Origin of the sequence: Streptoverticillium reticulum (assembly GCF_047456005.1) — a bacterium.
GTDB lineage: Bacteria > Actinomycetota > Actinomycetes > Streptomycetales > Streptomycetaceae > Streptomyces > Streptomyces reticulum.
Genome location: NZ_CP179755.1, coordinates 1,132,628 through 1,148,617 on the forward strand (window position 1 = coordinate 1,132,628; position 15,990 = coordinate 1,148,617).

Here is a 15,990-nt window from a genome sequence, read left to right on the forward strand (position 1 = left end):
ACGTGTTCCACCCCGGTCGCCGCCACCGCGGACACGCCGTCTAGGGTGCGGGCATGAGCTCAGACAGCTACCTCTCCGACCTGTTCTCGCTCGACGGCCGGGTCGCCGTGGTGACGGGCGGCAGCTCCGGCATCGGCCGGGCCATCGCCGGGGCGCTCGCGCGTGCGGGGGCGAGCGTGGTGATCGTGGCACGCAAGGAGCCGGACCTCGTCGCCACGGTCGAGGAGTTGACGGCGGACGGCTGCCGGGCGGCCTGGGTGAGCGCCGACCTGGGCACCCGCGACGGGGTGCGCGCGGCGGCGGAGCAGGCGGCCGCGGTGTTCGGCGAGCCCGACATTCTCGTCAACAGCGCCGGGATCAACCTGCGGCCGCCGATGGGTGAGCTGAGCGACGAGGTGTGGGACACCACGATGGCGGTGAACCTGGAGGCGCCGTTCCTGCTGGGCCGGCGCTTCGGACCCGGCATGGCCGAGCGGGGCTTCGGGCGGATCATCCACATCACCTCCCAGCAGGCGCACCGGGCGTTCGTCCAGAGCGGCGCCTACGGAGTCTCCAAGGGAGCCCTGGAGTCGCTGGCCCGTTCCCAGGCCGAGGCGTGGTCGTCGCACGGCGTCACCTGCAACACGCTGGTGCCCGGCTTCGTCATGACGCCGCTCAATGAGCGGCTGTCGTCCGACCCGGAGAAGGTGGCGGCGCTGGCCGCACGCACCCTGGTCGGACGCAACGGCCTGGCCGAGGACTTCGCGGGAGCGGCCGTGTTCCTGGCCAGCGGCGCATCCGGCTACGTCACCGGTCAGTCGATCTTCGTCGACGGCGGGTTCTCCGTCCACTGAGGCCGACGCGGCATGCCGGCCGAGCGGCACCTTTGCAGGCCGGATTCAGGGTTTCTGCTGCCGGAGTGATCTATTCCGGCAATCGACGGGCAGCATACCGACCGAAAGAGGGCAAAAGACCTGGCTCTTGCGCTTCCGGCAGCAGAAACCTCGATTTGCGGCCACGGCGGCCGGTCGGACCTCCGCTGCGAGGCGGTGCGGGCCGTCGACACCGACACACTCGGCCCGATCGTCGCCGTCGTCACAGCCGCAGCTAGGCCGCCATACCGCTCACCAGGTTGAACTCGACCGGACCGCCCATGGTCTCGATGCGCCAGGCCGCCAGCTCCTGATAGGCGGCCGACTCGTACCAGCCACGGGACGCGTCCTCGGACGGAAATTCCAGGATCGCCGTCCGGGTCAACTTTCCGGTGCCCTCAAGTCGTTGCGGCTGCCCGAAGGCCAACAGCCGTCCCCGGTAGGGCTCCAGGGTCGCGCCGACGTTGGCCAGGTAGGGCACAAGGGCGCTGTCCGGAGTGTCGTCGGTGCGGGTGATGATCACGTAGTGCAGAGGCATGAGCCAACCCTTCAATGACGAATCTTTTGACGTCGAAGCGATCGTCGAGGCTCACGCTATGCCGCTCCGGCGTCGACGTCAAACAGTTCGACGTCGAAGATTCCTGCTAGGTTGGCACCATGAACGACGCGGTGGACGAAATCATCGGGCGGTGGGGCGCCATCCGGCCCGACCTCGACACCACGCCGATCGGCGTGGTGCTTAGGGTCTTCCGCGCCTCCCGTCTGCTCGAACAAGGCATCAAGGGCTACTTCGAGGCCCACGGCCTGGAGTCATGGGAGTACGACGTACTCGCGACCCTGCTGCGGGCCGGCGACAGCAGCACCCTGCGGATGGGCGACCTGGCCGGAGCGGCGATGGTCAGCCCCGGTGCACTGACCAACCGGATCGACCGCCTCGCCGCCAAGGGACTGGTCACCCGCGCCACCGACCCCGGCAACCGTCGCCTCGTCCGCGTCACCCTCACCACGGAAGGGCGCCGCCTGGCCGACGATCTCATCGAGGGGCACATCGCCAACGAACTCAGCCTCATCGGGGGGCTGACCCCGGACGAACAAGCCGTTCTCGGCACCTTGCTGCGCAAACTCCTGCTGTCTCTCAACGACCGGCTCTGAAGAACCGGCCGCCAGGGAAAGGGCAGTGGAAGCCACAGGCCACTGCGCAGCAGCCGCCCGCGGCGGCTCCGGCGTCACCGGTCAGTCGAACTTCGTCGGCAGCGGGTTCTCCGTCCGCTGCGCCCGCGTTCCACCGCCGGGGCTCGGTCGACCTGCGAGAAGTGCCAGGACGGGCGAGTGCACGGCGCAACGGAAGTTGTTCGCCGCCTCTAGGCTGAACTCATGATCGAGGCAGTGGTTTTCGATGTCGGCGAGACCCTCGTCAAGGACGATCGCGGATGGGGCGCCTGGGCAGACTGGCTCAAGATTCCAAGACATACCCTCTCCGCCCTTGTCGGTGCCGTCGTCGCGCAGGGCCGGGACAACGCCGATGCCCTGCGCCTAGCTCGGCCCGGCATCGACATCGGCGCCGAGTATCAAGCCCGAGAAGCCGTCGGCTGCGGCGAGCACCTCGACGAAACCGACCTCTACCCCGACGTGAGACCTGCCCTGTCAGCACTGCAACAGGCCGGACTGCGCGTCGTGATCGCCGGAAACCAAACTGTCCGCGCGGGCGGACTGCTTGGGGACCTCGACCTGCCCGCTGACGCCATCGCGACCTCTGGCGAGTGGGGTGTCGCCAAGCCCGACCCCCGATTCTTCGCCAACGTGATCACCCTTGCAGGTACGGCGCCCCATCGCACCGTTTACGTCGGCGACCATCCCCAGAACGACATCACGCCCGCCGCAGCAGTCGGTCTTCGCACCGCACACCTCAGACGCGGGCCCTACGGCCACCTCTGGGCTGACACCGCCGAAGCGCGGGCCGCCGACTGGCGCATCGACGCACTCACCGACCTCCCGGCACTGCTGACGGCATAGCCGAGCGACTGCCGCCGTGAACTGCCTTACCCAGCCTCGGACAAGGCAGTTCTACAGCTCCGCATCCGCCCCGTTACGGAACGGATACCGTTTGAAGCGACGCCTCGAACGGAGCACGCATGCCAGCGCCATCAGACCAAGAAACAGGGCGCCGTATCGCCTACCAGCGAAGCCTCGCACGACTCACTCAGCAACAACTCGCCACCGCCGCCTGCGTTTCCCTCGGCACCATCCGGAAGCTCGAGCGCGGTGAACGCGGCGCAAGCGAAACCGTACTCGAGGCCATCGCCGCAACACTCGGCATCGACCCCGCCAAACTCCTCTCACAGCGAGACCGCGCAAACGACCGCGTACACCAGGCCATGCCTCAGCTCTCCGCAGTCATCGCCACCCACGACATGCCTCCTGACGGCCCAGTCCGCCCTGTCTCAGAACTTCAACAAGCTGTCGCTGAAGCAACCCAATGGCGCCTCAGCGCACAGTACGTGCGCATCAGCCGCAACGTGCCATTGCTCCTCGACGAGCTCTCCAGGGCACTCCACTCGGCACGAGCATCTGAGCAAGCACAAGTTGCCCAACTCCTCGTCTCCGCCTACCGTGCCGCCGACTCCATCGCCTACAAATACGGTGCCCGCGATCTGTCCGCCCGCCTGATCGAGCTCATGCGCTGGGCAGCCCGGCACGCCGACGACCGGCTCCTCGATGCCTCCGTCGCCTATGTCCGCACTGAGACCTACTTCGCCGCCAAAGCCCACGCAACCGGGCTGCGGACCCTGGTCGACGCACTCGATGCCACCCCGCCCCCGACCAGTCGGGCAACCGTTGCTGCGAGGGGTGCCCTGCACATGCGGGCTGCCGTCATCGCCGGCCGCGCGGGCGACGCCACAGCTGCCGGGATGCACCTCGGCGAAGCCCGAAAGCTCGGAGACTACGTCCCTGAAGGCGTCTATCACGGAACAGTGTTCGGTCCCTCCTCCGTGCGCATCCATGAAGTCTCTGTGGCGGTCAGTCTCGGTAACGGCCATATCAGCCGTGCGCTGGCCCTCGCCCAGGAGTGGGCGCCCCCGCAGGATCTGCCGACTGAACGCCGATCCGGCTTCTATATCGAGCTCGCTCGCGCCCAGCTCTGGTCCGGACACCCTGACGACGCCTTCGAGTCTCTCAAGACAGCCCGCCGCATTGCGCCTCAGCACACCCGAGAGCACAAGTGGGTTCGAGAGGACGCAGCCACCTTGCGCCGCCTCAAGCGGACCGACGCCGAATCCCTCACAGCCTTCGCCGAGTGGTGCCACGCCATCGGCTGATCCCAACTACCCCTCACAGGGGTACTTTCCGCCCTGGCCGTCGATCACCATCACTGTGCCAATGCCCCACCGACCAGGCAGGGAACAGTCATGGGAGAACACGGTCAAAGGGCCACTGCGCTCAACTGCGAGGCGGCTCTCTGGCTCGTATCGAGAGAAGTGCGCCCGAGCGATGCCCGCGAGTCGTGGGCGAGAGGCATGACCGCCACACTCAAGGTCGGCCTGCACTTCGACGTCGTCCAACTCCCCTCCGGTACCGTGGAACGAGGCATCCACGGCATCAGAGACCGGGACGGCATCGAGAACCACTTCCGCGCGGTCGGCATCACCAGCGCCGTCATCGCCTCCCGCTCACAAACCGCCTACAGCCTGCTCGTGCCACCAGGCACCTCCCAGAACTGGAAGGAACCAGGCACCAAGTGCATCGGCATCGACCACCCCGTCAACTACCTCGGTGTGCCCGTCCCCACACGCCGGGAACCACCAGGCGCGTACTGGCTCCTGCCCGCACCGGAAGACGACCGCATGCTGTGCGACCCAGCGAAGATCCGCACGCTCATCGGCAAGGCCCGAGAGCGCCAGGGCCGGACGGGGTGATCAGGTTCTGCTCGTGGTGCAAGGCGCCCGTACCCAAGGCCACAACAATCGACATCGTCGAAGGCGACCAGGTGGCCCACGCCGTCTACGCCTGCCCTGACTGCATGGTCACGCACCGGCTCGTACCGCTCCGCGGTCGGTACGCGCGGCAGAAAAGTCAGTGCCCTGGTCCCTCCGGACCGGGGCACTGACTTGAGCAAGTCGTAGATTCCTTCGGCAGCTCCTGCGTGGCGTCCTCCAGTGAGGCGTTGGTGAGCGGGACACCTCCGCCTGCGCGGAGCGGACCTGATCAACCTGGGCACCGAGACGCGGTTCCACGGAACACCTCCGCCTGCGCGGAGCGGATGGTTCCCATCGCGGCGTCTCGGCGTATCCCAGCGGGACACCTCCGCCTGCGCGGAGCGGACCAGCCAGTTCCTGGGCATGCTGGTCTCCGTTCCGGGACACCTCCGCCTGCGCGGAGCGGACAGGGCTGCACCGGTGACATCATTCACGGCAGCCGGGACACCTCCGCCTGCGCGGAGCGGACAAGGGGCGCCAACGTCCGGCGCGACGCCGGGCCGGGACACCTCCGCCTGCGCGGAGCGGACGTGCCAGCGTCCGGCATAGGCCGCGATGGAGGCGGGACACCTCCGCCTGCGCGGAGCGGACCGCCGCCTTCTCCTCCTCGTCACCGCTGAGCTCGGGACACCTCCGCCTGCGCGGAGCGGACTCCAGGAGCGGATCCGTGTCGACCGTCACGTGCGGGACACCTCCGCCTGCGCGGAGCGGACTCGACGTTCGTGGCGTCGATGACCGTGTTCAGCGGGACACCTCCGCCTGCGCGGAGCGGACACGGAGGGACATTCTTGGGCATGGTCGTACTCCGGGACACCTCCGCCTGCGCGGAGCGGACACCTTGCAGGCGGTTGCTCGGGCGATCCCGTGCGGGACACCTCCGCCTGCGCGGAGCGGACATCACGGTCACCCAGGCGAGCACGAACCAGAACGGGACACCTCCGCCTGCGCGGAGCGGACCCACCCTTATCGGGCTGTTCCTCCTGGCCCTCCGGGACACCTCCGCCTGCGCCGAGCGGACAGGCGGTGGCCATGACTAATCATTTGCAACGCCGGGACACCTCCGCCTGCGCGGAGCGGACACGCCACGCCCGTCCGCCCCGCAGCGCCGGGGCGGGACACCTCCGCCTGCGCGGAGCGGACGGCCATGCCCTGCACCGTCGCCTCCTCGCGGACGGGACACCTCCGCCTGCGCGGAGCGGACTGCGCGCCCGACGTCATGTTCCCCTCGATCTACGGGACACCTCCGCCTGCGCGGAGCGGACCCTTCACGACCTGCGGTGTTAGATGGGCTTTGCCAATTCATTATCGCTTTCGTCAAGTGTGGGCGGACTGGTGAAGGCGATGAGGGTGAGGCCGTCGAAGTCGATGGGACGGCGTCGGCGGTGTCCTGCGGTTCGTACTTGGAAGCCTTGTTCGTTGGGTGCCGGGTAGGTGAGGACTGCGATGCCGTCGCCGGTGCACTTGCTGACTGCGTTCCAGAGTTCGTCGCGCACCTTCGCTGAGACGGTGCCGACATACAACTCCGGTGTGACTTCGAGGAGCCAGCGTGTGAGGGCGCCGCGCAGGTGGTCGGGAACGGCTGTGGCGGCAAGGGTGATCATCGAGGCCACGGTGTGTCTTTCTGGGCTGGGTTCATCCTTGGTCTCCTGCATAGTTGACGCCAGCAGGCAGCGGCCCGGAGACGGGATCCCACAGGTCCACCAGTTCTTCTTCCAGCTCGATGTCCTCTACGACGGTGGTGGGGTCGAGGAGGCGCTGGATGTCGGTGACGATGCGGGGCATGAGGCGGAACAGGCGTAGGTGCTCGCGGAAGCTACGCCGGGCTGCTTGTTCGGGGTGGGGTGAGTTGTGCAGTGTGAAGGCGAGAGGGACGGTGAGCTCTGCCTTGTACAGGTCGGCTATGTCGTAGACGAACGCCTGCTGGTTGCCGCTGTGGACGAATCCGAGCGCGGGTGAGCAGCCCATGGCGAGCACGGCGGCGTGGACGATGCCGTACAGGCAGGTGTTGGCGGAGGACAGTGCGAGGTTGACCGGGTCCTGGGTGTCCCAGGCTTTGGGGTCGTAGACGCGTTTGAATCTGCCAATGCGGTGTTGCTGGGCGAGGATTTTGTAGAGGGCTTTGACGCGCTGGCCTTCCAGGCCGCGCAGCTGTGCCAGGGAGGTGTCTGGGGGGACGGTTCCTTCGCCGAAGCGTTGTTCGTACATGCGCGTTGCGACGGCGAGGCGTTCGGTGTCGTCGGCCCATGCGCGGGCCTGGCGCTCGAGCCAGCGGGTGCTGAGGGAGTCGGGTGTGACGCCGGCGTAGGTGCGGACGCCTCCGGAACCGGTGGTGACGACCGTGGTGCCATGGCGTGCGAGGGTGGCCATGGCGCGGGCGGTGATGCTGGTGCCGGGCCCGAGGAGGAGACAGCTGAGGGCGGCGGTTGGAAGGTAGACGAGCTCGGTGCCGCGTTGTTCGGAGGTGACGACGGCGCAGACACCGGTGTCGTCCTGCTGAACGCGGACGATGTCCAGGTACAGGAAAGAGAGGCTGTCGCCGATGCGCGGGAGCATGGCGACGGTAGGAGCAGCCAGTCTGCGCCGTGCGTCCGTGTGTGAGTTCATCGAGGCTTCCGGGCGGCGGGGGCGATGCTGAGAAGTCCGCAGCCGTAGGCTTTGCCGCGTCCTACGCCGGACAGGAGGGTTTGGCGCAGGGCGTCGGTGTCGGTGATGACGGCGGTGCCTTCGAAGCGGGTGCGGGGGTGTTTGACGTGGTGTTTGTCCTGGACTCGTGTGCCGCGGGCTGCGTCGAGGGGCGTGGAGTGGGTAGTGGTGAGTGTCAGCCCTGCTTTGTGTTCGGCTTGGCGTTGCCACCATTGGTCGGCCTCGGTGCCGTGCAGGGCGATGATGGCTTTGGCGCCGGCGGCTCGGGTGGTGGGGCCTGACTTGCGTACGGCGCTGGCTGCGATGCGGTAGTGCACGGGAAGTCCGTCGCGGAGCGCGTCGATCAGGGGTGTGAGGTTTTTCGACGCGGTGGTGCCGTAGCCGTTCGGCAGGCGGTTCAGATCGGGTTGTACCTGGCTCTGGATGAGGATGTAGGGGCTCTGGGGGCCGGTGTTGGTGGCGTCTTCGAGGCGGAAGAGCACGCCCATGTTCTGGCGCGCGGTCTCTCCCGCGTTGTCGGGGAAGAGCATCATCAACCGGTGGTGCAGACCGACCGCGCTGGTTACGTCCCGGCGGGCATCGCGGTGGCGCAGGTTGAGTTGGATGCGGGTGAGCCAGACGGTCATAGCGCCGCTCCTTCGGTGCGGTGAGTGGCGAGGTAGTCGGCAAGGGCCCCCAGGTAGTCGGCGCCGAGCCCCTGGCATTGCGTGGCCGGCAAGGCCAAGGTGCGCCGGAACAGGGGGCGGGCGCGGTAGGTGCGGCGGTTGGGTGACAACTCGACGGGGTCGTCGGTGACTTCGCTGACGGGCGCGGCACCATTCGCCGTTGCGGAGCCGTCTGCCGTGGACGGCACTCCAGGGAGGTGGTCCAGGGGGGTGTCGGAGTGGAAGTCGACGCTTATGGCGTTGCGGTGGGGGCTGCGGGCGAGGGGGAGAGCCAGCAGGTGGTGCAGGGGGCTGGGGAGGAGGCCGATGAGCAGGGGGCCTTCGGGCGGGCAGGAGCGGCGGCCCAGGTAGGGGGGCCAGTGGGGGCAGTTCAGGGCCTGGGCGCACTCGGTGAGCAGGGCCTGGTTGTCACCGGTGAGGGCGGCGGTGAAGGCAGCGTCGGCGAGGTAGTAGCGGTGTGAGAGCAGCGTGCCTTGTGCCGGGGGGCGTTTCTTGCCCTCGGCCGTGGTCACCGTCGCTTTGGCGGGGAGGCCTCCGCCGACGGTGTGCAGGTCGCGCAGGAGGATGCCGGGGCGGTCGGTGCGGGTGGTCAGGGACAGCCGGGCCAGATCGTCCATGGGCTCACCGCGTCGCCGGCCCAGGCAGGCGGCGAGGAGCCCGATGATGCCGGACCGGGTCGGGAACCGGGCGGTGTCACGCTCGTTGAACCGGCTGTGGGTGCCCCAGGACTGCAGCGGGCCGGAGAGGTGCAGCAGCAGGCCCGGGGCAGAGGATTCAGCAGTGCTCATGCTGCGCCGTCCTCGCCGAGTGCCGCTGCGACGGAGGCGGTGATGAGGTCGTCGAAGGAGTCGGTGCGGGTGCCCAGGCCGGACAGGTCCTTTTCGTCCAGGCCTGCCCAGCCGGCCGTGACCACGCCGCGAGTGCCGAGCAGGCGGGTGGCGGCCGTGGCGTAGTCGGCCAGCGCGCGGCGTGAGGGCTCGGCGTAACCGCCCAGATTGCCTGCGGTGACCGGCTTTTCGAACGCGGCGGCGTAGGAGACCGGGCGGTCGGAGCGCACGCTGAGGTGGACCAGGTCGGGGATGGTGTGCGGGGCGGTGGCGGTCTTCTTGGCCTCGGGCAACGAGAGCAGGAACGCCTCGATGAAAGCGGTGACCAGAGTGCGGGCCGCGGCACGGTCGCCGCCGATGTTACGTACGAGGTCGTCGAGGTCGATCGTGGCGTAGCGGTAGAAGACGCCGGCGCTGAACTCCGTGCTGCCCATGTGGGCGCTGCCGGTGGTGTCGCGCCAATCGGCGGTGATGTCGTCGACCGCGGCGAAGTAGTCGACCTCCACGTCGGTGCCGTGGGTGGTCAGAGCGTGGGCCACCTGCACAGCCCCGTCCACTCCGGCCTCGTCGATCTCGGCGAGCATCCGGCCGAAGAGATTGATGACTCCGTTGCGCGAGCGCAGCACCGCATCGATCTCCTCTTGCGGCAGGACGCTCTTGCCGCCCTTCTTCATGTCCTTGCTACCTTCCAGCGCCTCGCGATGTGCCTGGGCGATGTCGGCCAGTTCACCAACTGCTGTGGCGGGGACGTAGACCATGGCGTTGGTGCTCCAGGCCGGGTCGTCCTTCGACGGCGGGTCGGCCTTGATGCTGCTGCCGGCGGCGATGTGCTGTCCGGCCCGGCGGGCCAGATCCGCGGGCCACTGGCGCTCGTCGTGCAGGAGCTTGGTGACGGCCTCGCCGATCCTGCGAGTACGCAGTGCTTCCTCGCCGACGGTGCGCTGGAAGTAGCGGCGTACGGCGCGCTTCCAGCACTGGCTGCTGACCCGGGTGCGTTCACGGTCGCCGTACTGGACGGTCTTGACGGAGTTGGTGTCGTCGCGGTTGAGGTTGGAGTAGGGGACGCTCTGCAGGACGTGCAGGTCGATGAAGCGGCTGCGAGGCGCGGCTGCGGGGCTGGCAGAGGACGTCGTCATGGCCGGTATCTCCTGTGGCATGTGAGAAGGAAGGAGGGACGTGCAGGGCTGCGAGGGTCAGGCCCCGCCGTCGTCTTCGGTGGTGCCGGTGGTGTCTGCCGTGCGGGCCGCGGCGAGATCGTCCCGATGCCGGGCGCGGTAGAAGTCCTGCAGCCATCGGCGCGAGAGGCGTTTACGGTCTTGTGGCCAGGTGCGCAGGTCGACCAGCAGACGCGCCCAGTCCGGCGGGCATTTCTTGTCGCACAACTGCCGCACGGCGGCGGGCAGATGGCGGTGCAGACCCGCGGTGCTCTGCCGGGTCAGCAGGTTCAAGCGGGTCTCGGCCGCGCTTTCGCGGATCCCCTCCCGTGTACCTCGGGCTACTGCGGCCGCGAAGGCCAGCCCCAGGCTCTCGCCGTACGCGTAGCGGCGCCGAGCAGCGGCCGCAGCCTGCACCGACTGCTCCTGCGCCGCATCGCCATCAACAGTTGCCGGCGCTGCCTCAGCCGCGCGGTGGTTGGTGTCCTCGTCGGCTGGAGTGGAAGCGTGGACCGCGCTGGACTCCTTGTCCGGCTGGACAGTTGAGCCGCGGGTGGTGTGTGTGGCCAGCAGAGCGGCCACGGCGTAGAAGGCGCGCTGGGCCTCATCGTCCCCGAGGACCCGAGCGGGAAGCAGAGGGGCGACGATCCGGTGCATGCGCGGTACCTCGTCCAGCTGCTTGCCCAGACCGCTGCGCAGGGCCGCACGCGTCCCCGTGTCCTGCGCACTGATCCGCGTGATCGCCTGGACGAAAGTGCGCGCCTCCAACAGCCAGGGCAAGGGGCTCGGTTGGGGTACAGGGGTGGGGGCTTCAGGTGGTGTTGTGGTGTCAGCCATTACTTCTCCGTCACGTGTCAGTGCCGTCTTCACCGGGTCGGTTGTGGCTTGCGGCGTCCGCCGTACAACTCGATCCGTGCACTCTCCCGGGCCCTGGCGCCGCGCATGCTGCCCGCCGCCGTTTCGGTGACGTGGTCATAGACGTGCTCGGCGATCATCCGGAACGCGCGTGCCGACCCGTCGAAGTGCCGCTCTTCCAGGCGCTTCCAGAACTCCGCCTCCGCAGCCGGCCAGTAGCGGGCAGCGGCCTGCGCAGACCAAGCGCAGTCCTCGGCCTTGCGGGCGTTACTGAACGACGCCCACGCCTGCTTCGTCGCCCGCAGCAAGCGCGCGCCTGCCTGCTCGCCATGGACCCGCAACTGTCCGACCAGGCACGCTCGTTCGATGTCCCGTTCCTGGGCCAGGCCCAGCACGGGCGGAGTGGAGGACGACACCAGCTGGGTGTCCTTGGCCTGGCCCTCCTGGTGGATGCCCAGTGCCTGCACGCGCAGGTTCTCCGAGACGTCCACCGCCGTGCGGAAGACCCGCGGTCGGCTGATCTGCAGGCCGGGAGGCTCGCTGAGGAGCAGCGCGTCCAGATCCCTCCACAGCGCACGCTGCGAATCCGCGTAGCGGGCATAGGGGTTGCCGGCCTGGCTGACCTGCCAGATCAGGTAGTCGTCATCGCGGGGGATCCTCTCCCGATAGGCCCACGTGATGAAAGCATCACGAACCGATGCCCCTGATGCATCCGGGACGAGCAGTACCGCATGCTGAGTCCGAGCTGTCAGACCCGACAACGGCCCGGTCACTGTGCCCTTGATGGACAAAGGATCGGGCAGATCAGGGCGTTCCCACGGACACAGGTCCTCGCCCGGCCCGTACTGCCGCGCCGTGTCGGGCTCGGCCAGTCCCGCGAGGAGCGTCTCGAACAGGGTCTCGCCTACGGGGTGGTAGGAGAGCGCGGTGCGCAGCGGGCCGGCTGTTGAGTTCGCTTCCTTCAGGCCTCGGACCGTGCGGGCCGAACAGCGGCCGGACGGCCCGTAGTAGCGCCACACCAACAGGTGCAAGAACGCTTCGGCCGAGTCGACCCGTTCCGGCCGGGCATCGGCCGTGTGCTCGAACCAGGCGTGGTTCGACCCGGACGGGCGGGTGGTCACCAGCTTGTTCACACCGGCCGGTTTGTCGCACTCGGTGGTCAGCCGTGGGTCCTGCAGAAACGGGTACTGCGGATCGTAGAGGCGAAAACGCTGTGCACGGTCCGGGGTGTCGAAGTAGGCGCAGACGCTTTCGGGGCTGAAGCAGCCCGCGTCGAGGATGGTGAAGCGGTCCTCGTGCCAGTCATCGGGCCTGTCCAGGCCGGTGATCCGTGCGGTCAGGGCGTACAGGATGCGGTAGAGCGCGGACAGCGCCGGGGGTAACGGGACGGCCAGCGCGCTGATTTCGTGGGCGCGCAGAAACAGATCCCGCAGCCCGACCGCCTCGGGACGGTTGCCGACAGGGGCATGGCCAGCCCAGCGGACCGGCAGGACGGGCTCAACACGAAGATCGTAGAGCTCTGGAGCAGACACAGGCGCCTCACGGCATGAAGAAGAATGATGGGTAGGCTCAACGAGGACCCCGCGAGGGCGGGGGTGAGCCGACTGGTGCGGGGGTGTTCCCACCGACGGTCCGTCAGTTCCCTGCGGAGGCGGGGGTCGGGAGCCCTTCTGCGTGCTGCAGCGCGCAGAAGGGTGTCCCACATCCTAGGAAGACTGGGGCGGGTGTCGCCTTACAATAGGCTGATTCCCACATCGGAGATCGAGATTGTCCGGTCTCCGACCCTGCATGACCAGTTCACGTCGCCTGTCGGACCACAAGCGCGCGTCATGCGCAAAATCGCCAAGTCTGCGAGCACGGGACGGGCCGCCCATCCTGGCCAGGGATCCTGCTCCGTGCCCCGCTGCGCAAGCCAGTCGCCGCGCAAGGGCACACTCCTGCGCATCACCGCCCGCACATCCGCACCCGACAACCGGCCCCCGCCGGCCCCGGGCACCGCGAGTTCTCCTTCCGGGTCCAGGGTGACCGTGTCACCCGGCTGGACGTACACGCACACCGCGCGCACCGAATCGGCACCCAGGCGTGTGGTCACCAGCGCCTCATCCACCAGCTGCCCGCCGTCATTGCTCAGCCCGGAAAGATCCACCATCCCGATGGGGGACTTCACCTTCACCATCTCGGCAAGCGACTGCTCCGCCAGCACCGCACCTACATGCTCCGCATCCAGACGCTGCAACTCGGCCCGGGCGGCATCGTCCAGACGCTCACCGAAGTCCTCGGCATACACCGCGTCGACGAGCCGCTGCACATCACCCGGAACAGCAATACCCTCCTGCGCGCACTCATGCAGGAGATGACTGGTCCGGCGCAGCAACGCCGTGTCGTAAACCGACTGCCACGCCCGCGGAGGGCACACCACGCCGTTCCTGTCCACGGGCTCCAAGACCACCAGCCGGGGATCATCCCCCACCCACTCCGGCCGGCCGCCGTCCCCGGGCGCAAGGCCGCTACGGTCGTGCCGCATGCAGCGTCCCGCGCGCTGAAGCAGCTGCGCGAGCGGCGCCAGGTCACTGATCACCAGATCGAAATCCAAGTCCAGCGACTGCTCGACCACTTGCGTGGCGACCAGGACCGACACCGGCGGCCGCTGCCCCGCATCGCCCGGCTTGCCAAAGGCCAGCTCACATTCCTGCGTGATCGCAGCCCGCCGGTCACCCGGATACCGCGCATGCAACAGACGCAACCCGCCCGGCACAGACGCCAGTTCAGGAAAAGACCGCTGGAGAAAACGGTAGGTCTCCTGCGCCTCGGCCACCGTCGTGCAGCACACCAGAACACAGCCCTGCTGACGCACCACCGGAGTGAGCAGCCGCACCAAAGCGGCACTGCGGCTCTCCCCACCCGGCGCCCTCTCACTGACCACGTGCCCGGGCCTGTCCCACGTTACGGGGACAGGCCGGACGTGCAGGGTGCGCGGCCGGCCACTGGCCACTGCCCGCGGTGCCGACACCTCACCGCTCGCTCCGCTGACAAACAGCCACCCCGGATACACCGGCCGCACCGACGACGGCTCCCGGAAGCCACAGCCACGCCGATAAGCCTCCACCAACGACGAGGCCGCACTGCCGGTGAGCGTGGCCGACAGCAACACCACCGGCGCACCCATCACCCCAAGCCACTCCAGCAAACGCACCAGCAGACTGTGCATCCACGGACCGTAGGCATGCGCCTCGTCCACCACCACGACCTTGTTCGACAGCCCCAGCAGCCGCAACACGTTGTAGCGCACCGGCAGCACACCGGTCAGCGCCTGATCCACCGTGCCCGTAGCCAACGGAGCCAGCAGCCCCCGCTTCGTGCCGCGCAACCACCGACCCGCTGCGCGACGTGAGCTGTCATCAGCCACCACATCGCGCGGCGACGACTCCCCGGCATCCGCGGCCGCACTGTAGGACTCGCTGAGCCAGGCCATGCTGTGCAGCAACGCCAGCGACCGCTCACCCTCCACGTTCTCTCGAGCGAACTTCTCCACCCGCAGATGCATCGCATCCGCCGTCGCCATGGTCGGCAACGCGAAAAACAACCCCGCCGAACCCGCAGCCCGCGCCATAAGCCCCGCGGCGTGCAGACCAGCCTCCGTCTTGCCATCCCCCGTCGGCGCCGTCACCAGCAACAACCCCGGACCGTCCACCAGACCGGGCAACTCACCTTCCAGTGAAGCCTGCAGTGGGTTCGGAGAGAAGCCGAACTGCCCCGTAAACGACCTCACCGGGAAACGCGCCACCCCCAGACCCGCATCCGCCACGACCCCGCCGGCCTCGGCAACTGCAAGCTCCCAATGAGCATCCAGACCAGCATCATCCGCCCGCCATGCCCGGCCCGGCAGACGCCGTTCGATGACGTGCTCCTGGCTGGCCAGCCAGTCAGCCACCACGATCAACCCCAGCAACTGCACCGCAGCCTGAGCCGGCAACAGCCCAGCAGGAACCTCCACACCGCCCGTCAAACGACGCAACGCCACCGCGTGAGCAACCCGCTGCGCAGCCCACCCCCTGCCACCCAGCCCCGGCATCCACCCCTCAGGGTTCTTCAACTCCCCAGACCTGAGTGCCCGGGGAAAGCACCCGTGATGGCCGGCCAGCATCTGCGCCACCTGGTGGTGCGCCGAGCGCCCCACCGAACGCGACACCGGATACCCCCAGTCCGCGAACAGTCCGGGCAACGCCCAATGCCCCGCAGTGTCATGGCGCAGCGCCTCCCGCTCCACACCCGCTCGGTGGCTGTAAGCCGGGTCCTTCATGACCTGCTGGTAGGCAGCCGGGAGCTGCGCTTGGAAGGCTGGAGTGATCTTGCCAAGGTCGTGCAATCCCGCCCAGAGACACAGCAGCCGTCGGCTCGCCTCCGAGGACATCCCTAACTGCCCAGCCAGCCGCTCCCGCGCCGGGACTGTCAGCACCTGGTCCCACAACGCGCCAGCAACCGCAGCCGTATCCACCAGGTGACAGACCACCGGATAGGACTCGGTCAGCCCTCTCGCTTTCCCCCATAACCGCGAGTCGACACAATCACCCATCAGCCAAACCTCCCGCACAGCCCACACCCTGAGGACACCGCCAGGGGTATCACCCGGCACTGACAACGCCACCTACCATCAGGTTGCCCTGCCGCCTTCAACGAAGATCAACGAGACAGGTACACGGGTGCCCTCCACAGGGTCCAGAAGGAGGAGACGTATGATGCCAATCGTCAAGAACATGCAAACTGCTCCTAACGTCGCAGGTCGCGAAGAGTGAGCTCCGCGCAGGCGGAGGTGAACCCCGATGATCCGGCGGTCGGTCGGGACGAACCTGGTGAGCTCCGCGCAGGCGGAGGTGAACCGTCTCGTAGAGCATCCGCCACAGCGTCTTCTCCGTGAGCTCCGCGCAGGCGGAGGTGAACCGAAATCGATCGGAAAGGCAGCAGCATGACGACCGTGAGCTCCGCGCAGGCGGAGGTGAACCGCAGGCCTCGGGGTACGCGGT

General features: G+C 68.1%; 14 protein-coding genes and 2 CRISPR repeat arrays (1 of these 16 running past the window's edge). Of the genes, 5 read left to right on the top strand and 9 right to left on the bottom strand.

What is annotated here, in order from left to right; all coding sequences use genetic code 11:
* The first annotated feature begins 53 nt into the window (after window positions 1-53).
* On the top strand, window positions 54-833 hold the full coding sequence (locus ACMATS_RS05110) for an SDR family NAD(P)-dependent oxidoreductase (protein ID WP_414167033.1): 780 nt from the start codon (window positions 54-56) through the stop codon (window positions 831-833).
* A 253-nt stretch (window positions 834-1,086) separates the two neighbouring features.
* Here the strand turns inward: ACMATS_RS05110 and ACMATS_RS05115 are convergent, their stop codons facing one another.
* Window positions 1,087-1,389, bottom strand: coding sequence for a DUF1330 domain-containing protein (locus tag ACMATS_RS05115; protein WP_414167034.1), 303 nt, complete (start codon window positions 1,387-1,389; stop codon window positions 1,087-1,089).
* Window positions 1,390-1,508: 119 nt separating this feature from the next.
* Between ACMATS_RS05115 and ACMATS_RS05120 the strand changes: the two genes are divergently transcribed.
* The 4 genes from ACMATS_RS05120 to ACMATS_RS05135 all read left to right on the top strand — a co-directional run bounded on the left by ACMATS_RS05120 (window position 1,509) and on the right by ACMATS_RS05135 (window position 4,765).
* Window positions 1,509-2,003, top strand: a complete 495-nt coding sequence (locus ACMATS_RS05120) for a MarR family winged helix-turn-helix transcriptional regulator (protein ID WP_414167035.1) — start codon at window positions 1,509-1,511, stop codon at window positions 2,001-2,003.
* A gap of 222 nt (window positions 2,004-2,225) precedes the next feature.
* The gene (locus tag ACMATS_RS05125) at window positions 2,226-2,864 is read left to right on the top strand and encodes an HAD family hydrolase (RefSeq protein WP_414167036.1); all 639 of its coding nucleotides are present in this window, start codon (window positions 2,226-2,228) and stop codon (window positions 2,862-2,864) included.
* 119 nt (window positions 2,865-2,983) lie between these two features.
* Entirely contained in the window at window positions 2,984-4,168 is a 1,185-nt protein-coding gene (locus tag ACMATS_RS05130) for a helix-turn-helix domain-containing protein (protein WP_414167037.1), read from the top strand.
* Between the two features lie 198 nt (window positions 4,169-4,366).
* Window positions 4,367-4,765, top strand: coding sequence for a hypothetical protein (locus ACMATS_RS05135; protein ID WP_414167038.1), 399 nt, complete (start codon window positions 4,367-4,369; stop codon window positions 4,763-4,765).
* Between the two features lie 256 nt (window positions 4,766-5,021).
* Window positions 5,022-6,087: direct repeats of the CRISPR family, unit length 29 nt; unit sequence CGGGACACCTCCGCCTGCGCGGAGCGGAC.
* Between the two features lie 18 nt (window positions 6,088-6,105).
* Here the strand turns inward: ACMATS_RS05135 and cas2e are convergent.
* The 8 genes from cas2e to cas3 all read right to left on the bottom strand — a co-directional run bounded on the left by cas2e (window position 6,106) and on the right by cas3 (window position 15,542).
* Window positions 6,106-6,435: a type I-E CRISPR-associated endoribonuclease Cas2e gene (gene cas2e, locus ACMATS_RS05140; protein WP_414170658.1), complete on the bottom strand. Its 330-nt coding sequence runs from the start codon at window positions 6,433-6,435 to the stop codon at window positions 6,106-6,108.
* Between the two features lie 22 nt (window positions 6,436-6,457).
* Window positions 6,458-7,429 carry a type I-E CRISPR-associated endonuclease Cas1e gene (gene cas1e / locus ACMATS_RS05145; RefSeq protein WP_414167039.1) on the bottom strand — a complete coding sequence of 324 codons (972 nt, stop codon included), beginning with the start codon at window positions 7,427-7,429 and terminating at the stop codon, window positions 6,458-6,460.
* Window positions 7,426-8,094, bottom strand: coding sequence for a type I-E CRISPR-associated protein Cas6/Cse3/CasE (gene cas6e, locus ACMATS_RS05150; RefSeq protein ID WP_414167040.1), 669 nt, complete (start codon window positions 8,092-8,094; stop codon window positions 7,426-7,428). Before cas6e ends, cas1e begins: the two co-directional genes overlap by 4 nt.
* Window positions 8,091-8,921 (bottom strand): type I-E CRISPR-associated protein Cas5/CasD, encoded by an 831-nt coding sequence (cas5e, locus tag ACMATS_RS05155; RefSeq protein WP_414167041.1) that lies wholly within the window; start codon window positions 8,919-8,921, stop codon window positions 8,091-8,093. Before cas5e ends, cas6e begins: the two co-directional genes overlap by 4 nt.
* Complete coding sequence (gene cas7e / locus ACMATS_RS05160) at window positions 8,918-10,096, bottom strand: type I-E CRISPR-associated protein Cas7/Cse4/CasC (RefSeq protein WP_414167042.1); 1,179 nt, start codon at window positions 10,094-10,096, stop codon at window positions 8,918-8,920. Before cas7e ends, cas5e begins: the two co-directional genes overlap by 4 nt.
* Before the next feature lie 57 nt (window positions 10,097-10,153).
* Window positions 10,154-10,894 carry a type I-E CRISPR-associated protein Cse2/CasB gene (gene casB / locus ACMATS_RS05165; RefSeq protein WP_414167043.1) on the bottom strand — a complete coding sequence of 247 codons (741 nt, stop codon included), beginning with the start codon at window positions 10,892-10,894 and terminating at the stop codon, window positions 10,154-10,156.
* A gap of 86 nt (window positions 10,895-10,980) precedes the next feature.
* Window positions 10,981-12,501: a type I-E CRISPR-associated protein Cse1/CasA gene (gene casA, locus ACMATS_RS05170; protein ID WP_414167044.1), complete on the bottom strand. Its 1,521-nt coding sequence runs from the start codon at window positions 12,499-12,501 to the stop codon at window positions 10,981-10,983.
* A gap of 200 nt (window positions 12,502-12,701) precedes the next feature.
* Window positions 12,702-15,542, bottom strand: a complete 2,841-nt coding sequence (gene cas3, locus ACMATS_RS05175) for a CRISPR-associated helicase Cas3' (RefSeq protein ID WP_414167045.1) — start codon at window positions 15,540-15,542, stop codon at window positions 12,702-12,704.
* Window positions 15,543-15,758: 216 nt separating this feature from the next.
* Window positions 15,759-15,990: a CRISPR direct-repeat array (repeat unit 24 nt; unit sequence GTGAGCTCCGCGCAGGCGGAGGTG) (it continues 97 nt past the right edge of the window).

Bases quoted from the DNA above. Each gene is read 5' to 3' on its own strand.
- ACMATS_RS05110 (WP_414167033.1), top strand. From the start codon at position 54: ATGAGCTCAGACAGCTACCTCTCCGACCTGTTCTCGCTCGACGGCCGG.
- ACMATS_RS05115 (WP_414167034.1), bottom strand. From the start codon at position 1,389: ATGCCTCTGCACTACGTGATCATCACCCGCACCGACGACACTCCGGAC.
- ACMATS_RS05120 (WP_414167035.1), top strand. From the start codon at position 1,509: ATGAACGACGCGGTGGACGAAATCATCGGGCGGTGGGGCGCCATCCGG.
- ACMATS_RS05125 (WP_414167036.1), top strand. From the start codon at position 2,226: ATGATCGAGGCAGTGGTTTTCGATGTCGGCGAGACCCTCGTCAAGGAC.
- ACMATS_RS05130 (WP_414167037.1), top strand. From the start codon at position 2,984: ATGCCAGCGCCATCAGACCAAGAAACAGGGCGCCGTATCGCCTACCAG.
- ACMATS_RS05135 (WP_414167038.1), top strand. From the start codon at position 4,367: ATGACCGCCACACTCAAGGTCGGCCTGCACTTCGACGTCGTCCAACTC.
- cas1e (WP_414167039.1), bottom strand. From the start codon at position 7,429: ATGAACTCACACACGGACGCACGGCGCAGACTGGCTGCTCCTACCGTC.
- cas6e (WP_414167040.1), bottom strand. From the start codon at position 8,094: ATGACCGTCTGGCTCACCCGCATCCAACTCAACCTGCGCCACCGCGAT.
- cas5e (WP_414167041.1), bottom strand. From the start codon at position 8,921: ATGAGCACTGCTGAATCCTCTGCCCCGGGCCTGCTGCTGCACCTCTCC.
- cas7e (WP_414167042.1), bottom strand. From the start codon at position 10,096: ATGACGACGTCCTCTGCCAGCCCCGCAGCCGCGCCTCGCAGCCGCTTC.
- cas3 (WP_414167045.1), bottom strand. From the start codon at position 15,542: ATGGGTGATTGTGTCGACTCGCGGTTATGGGGGAAAGCGAGAGGGCTG.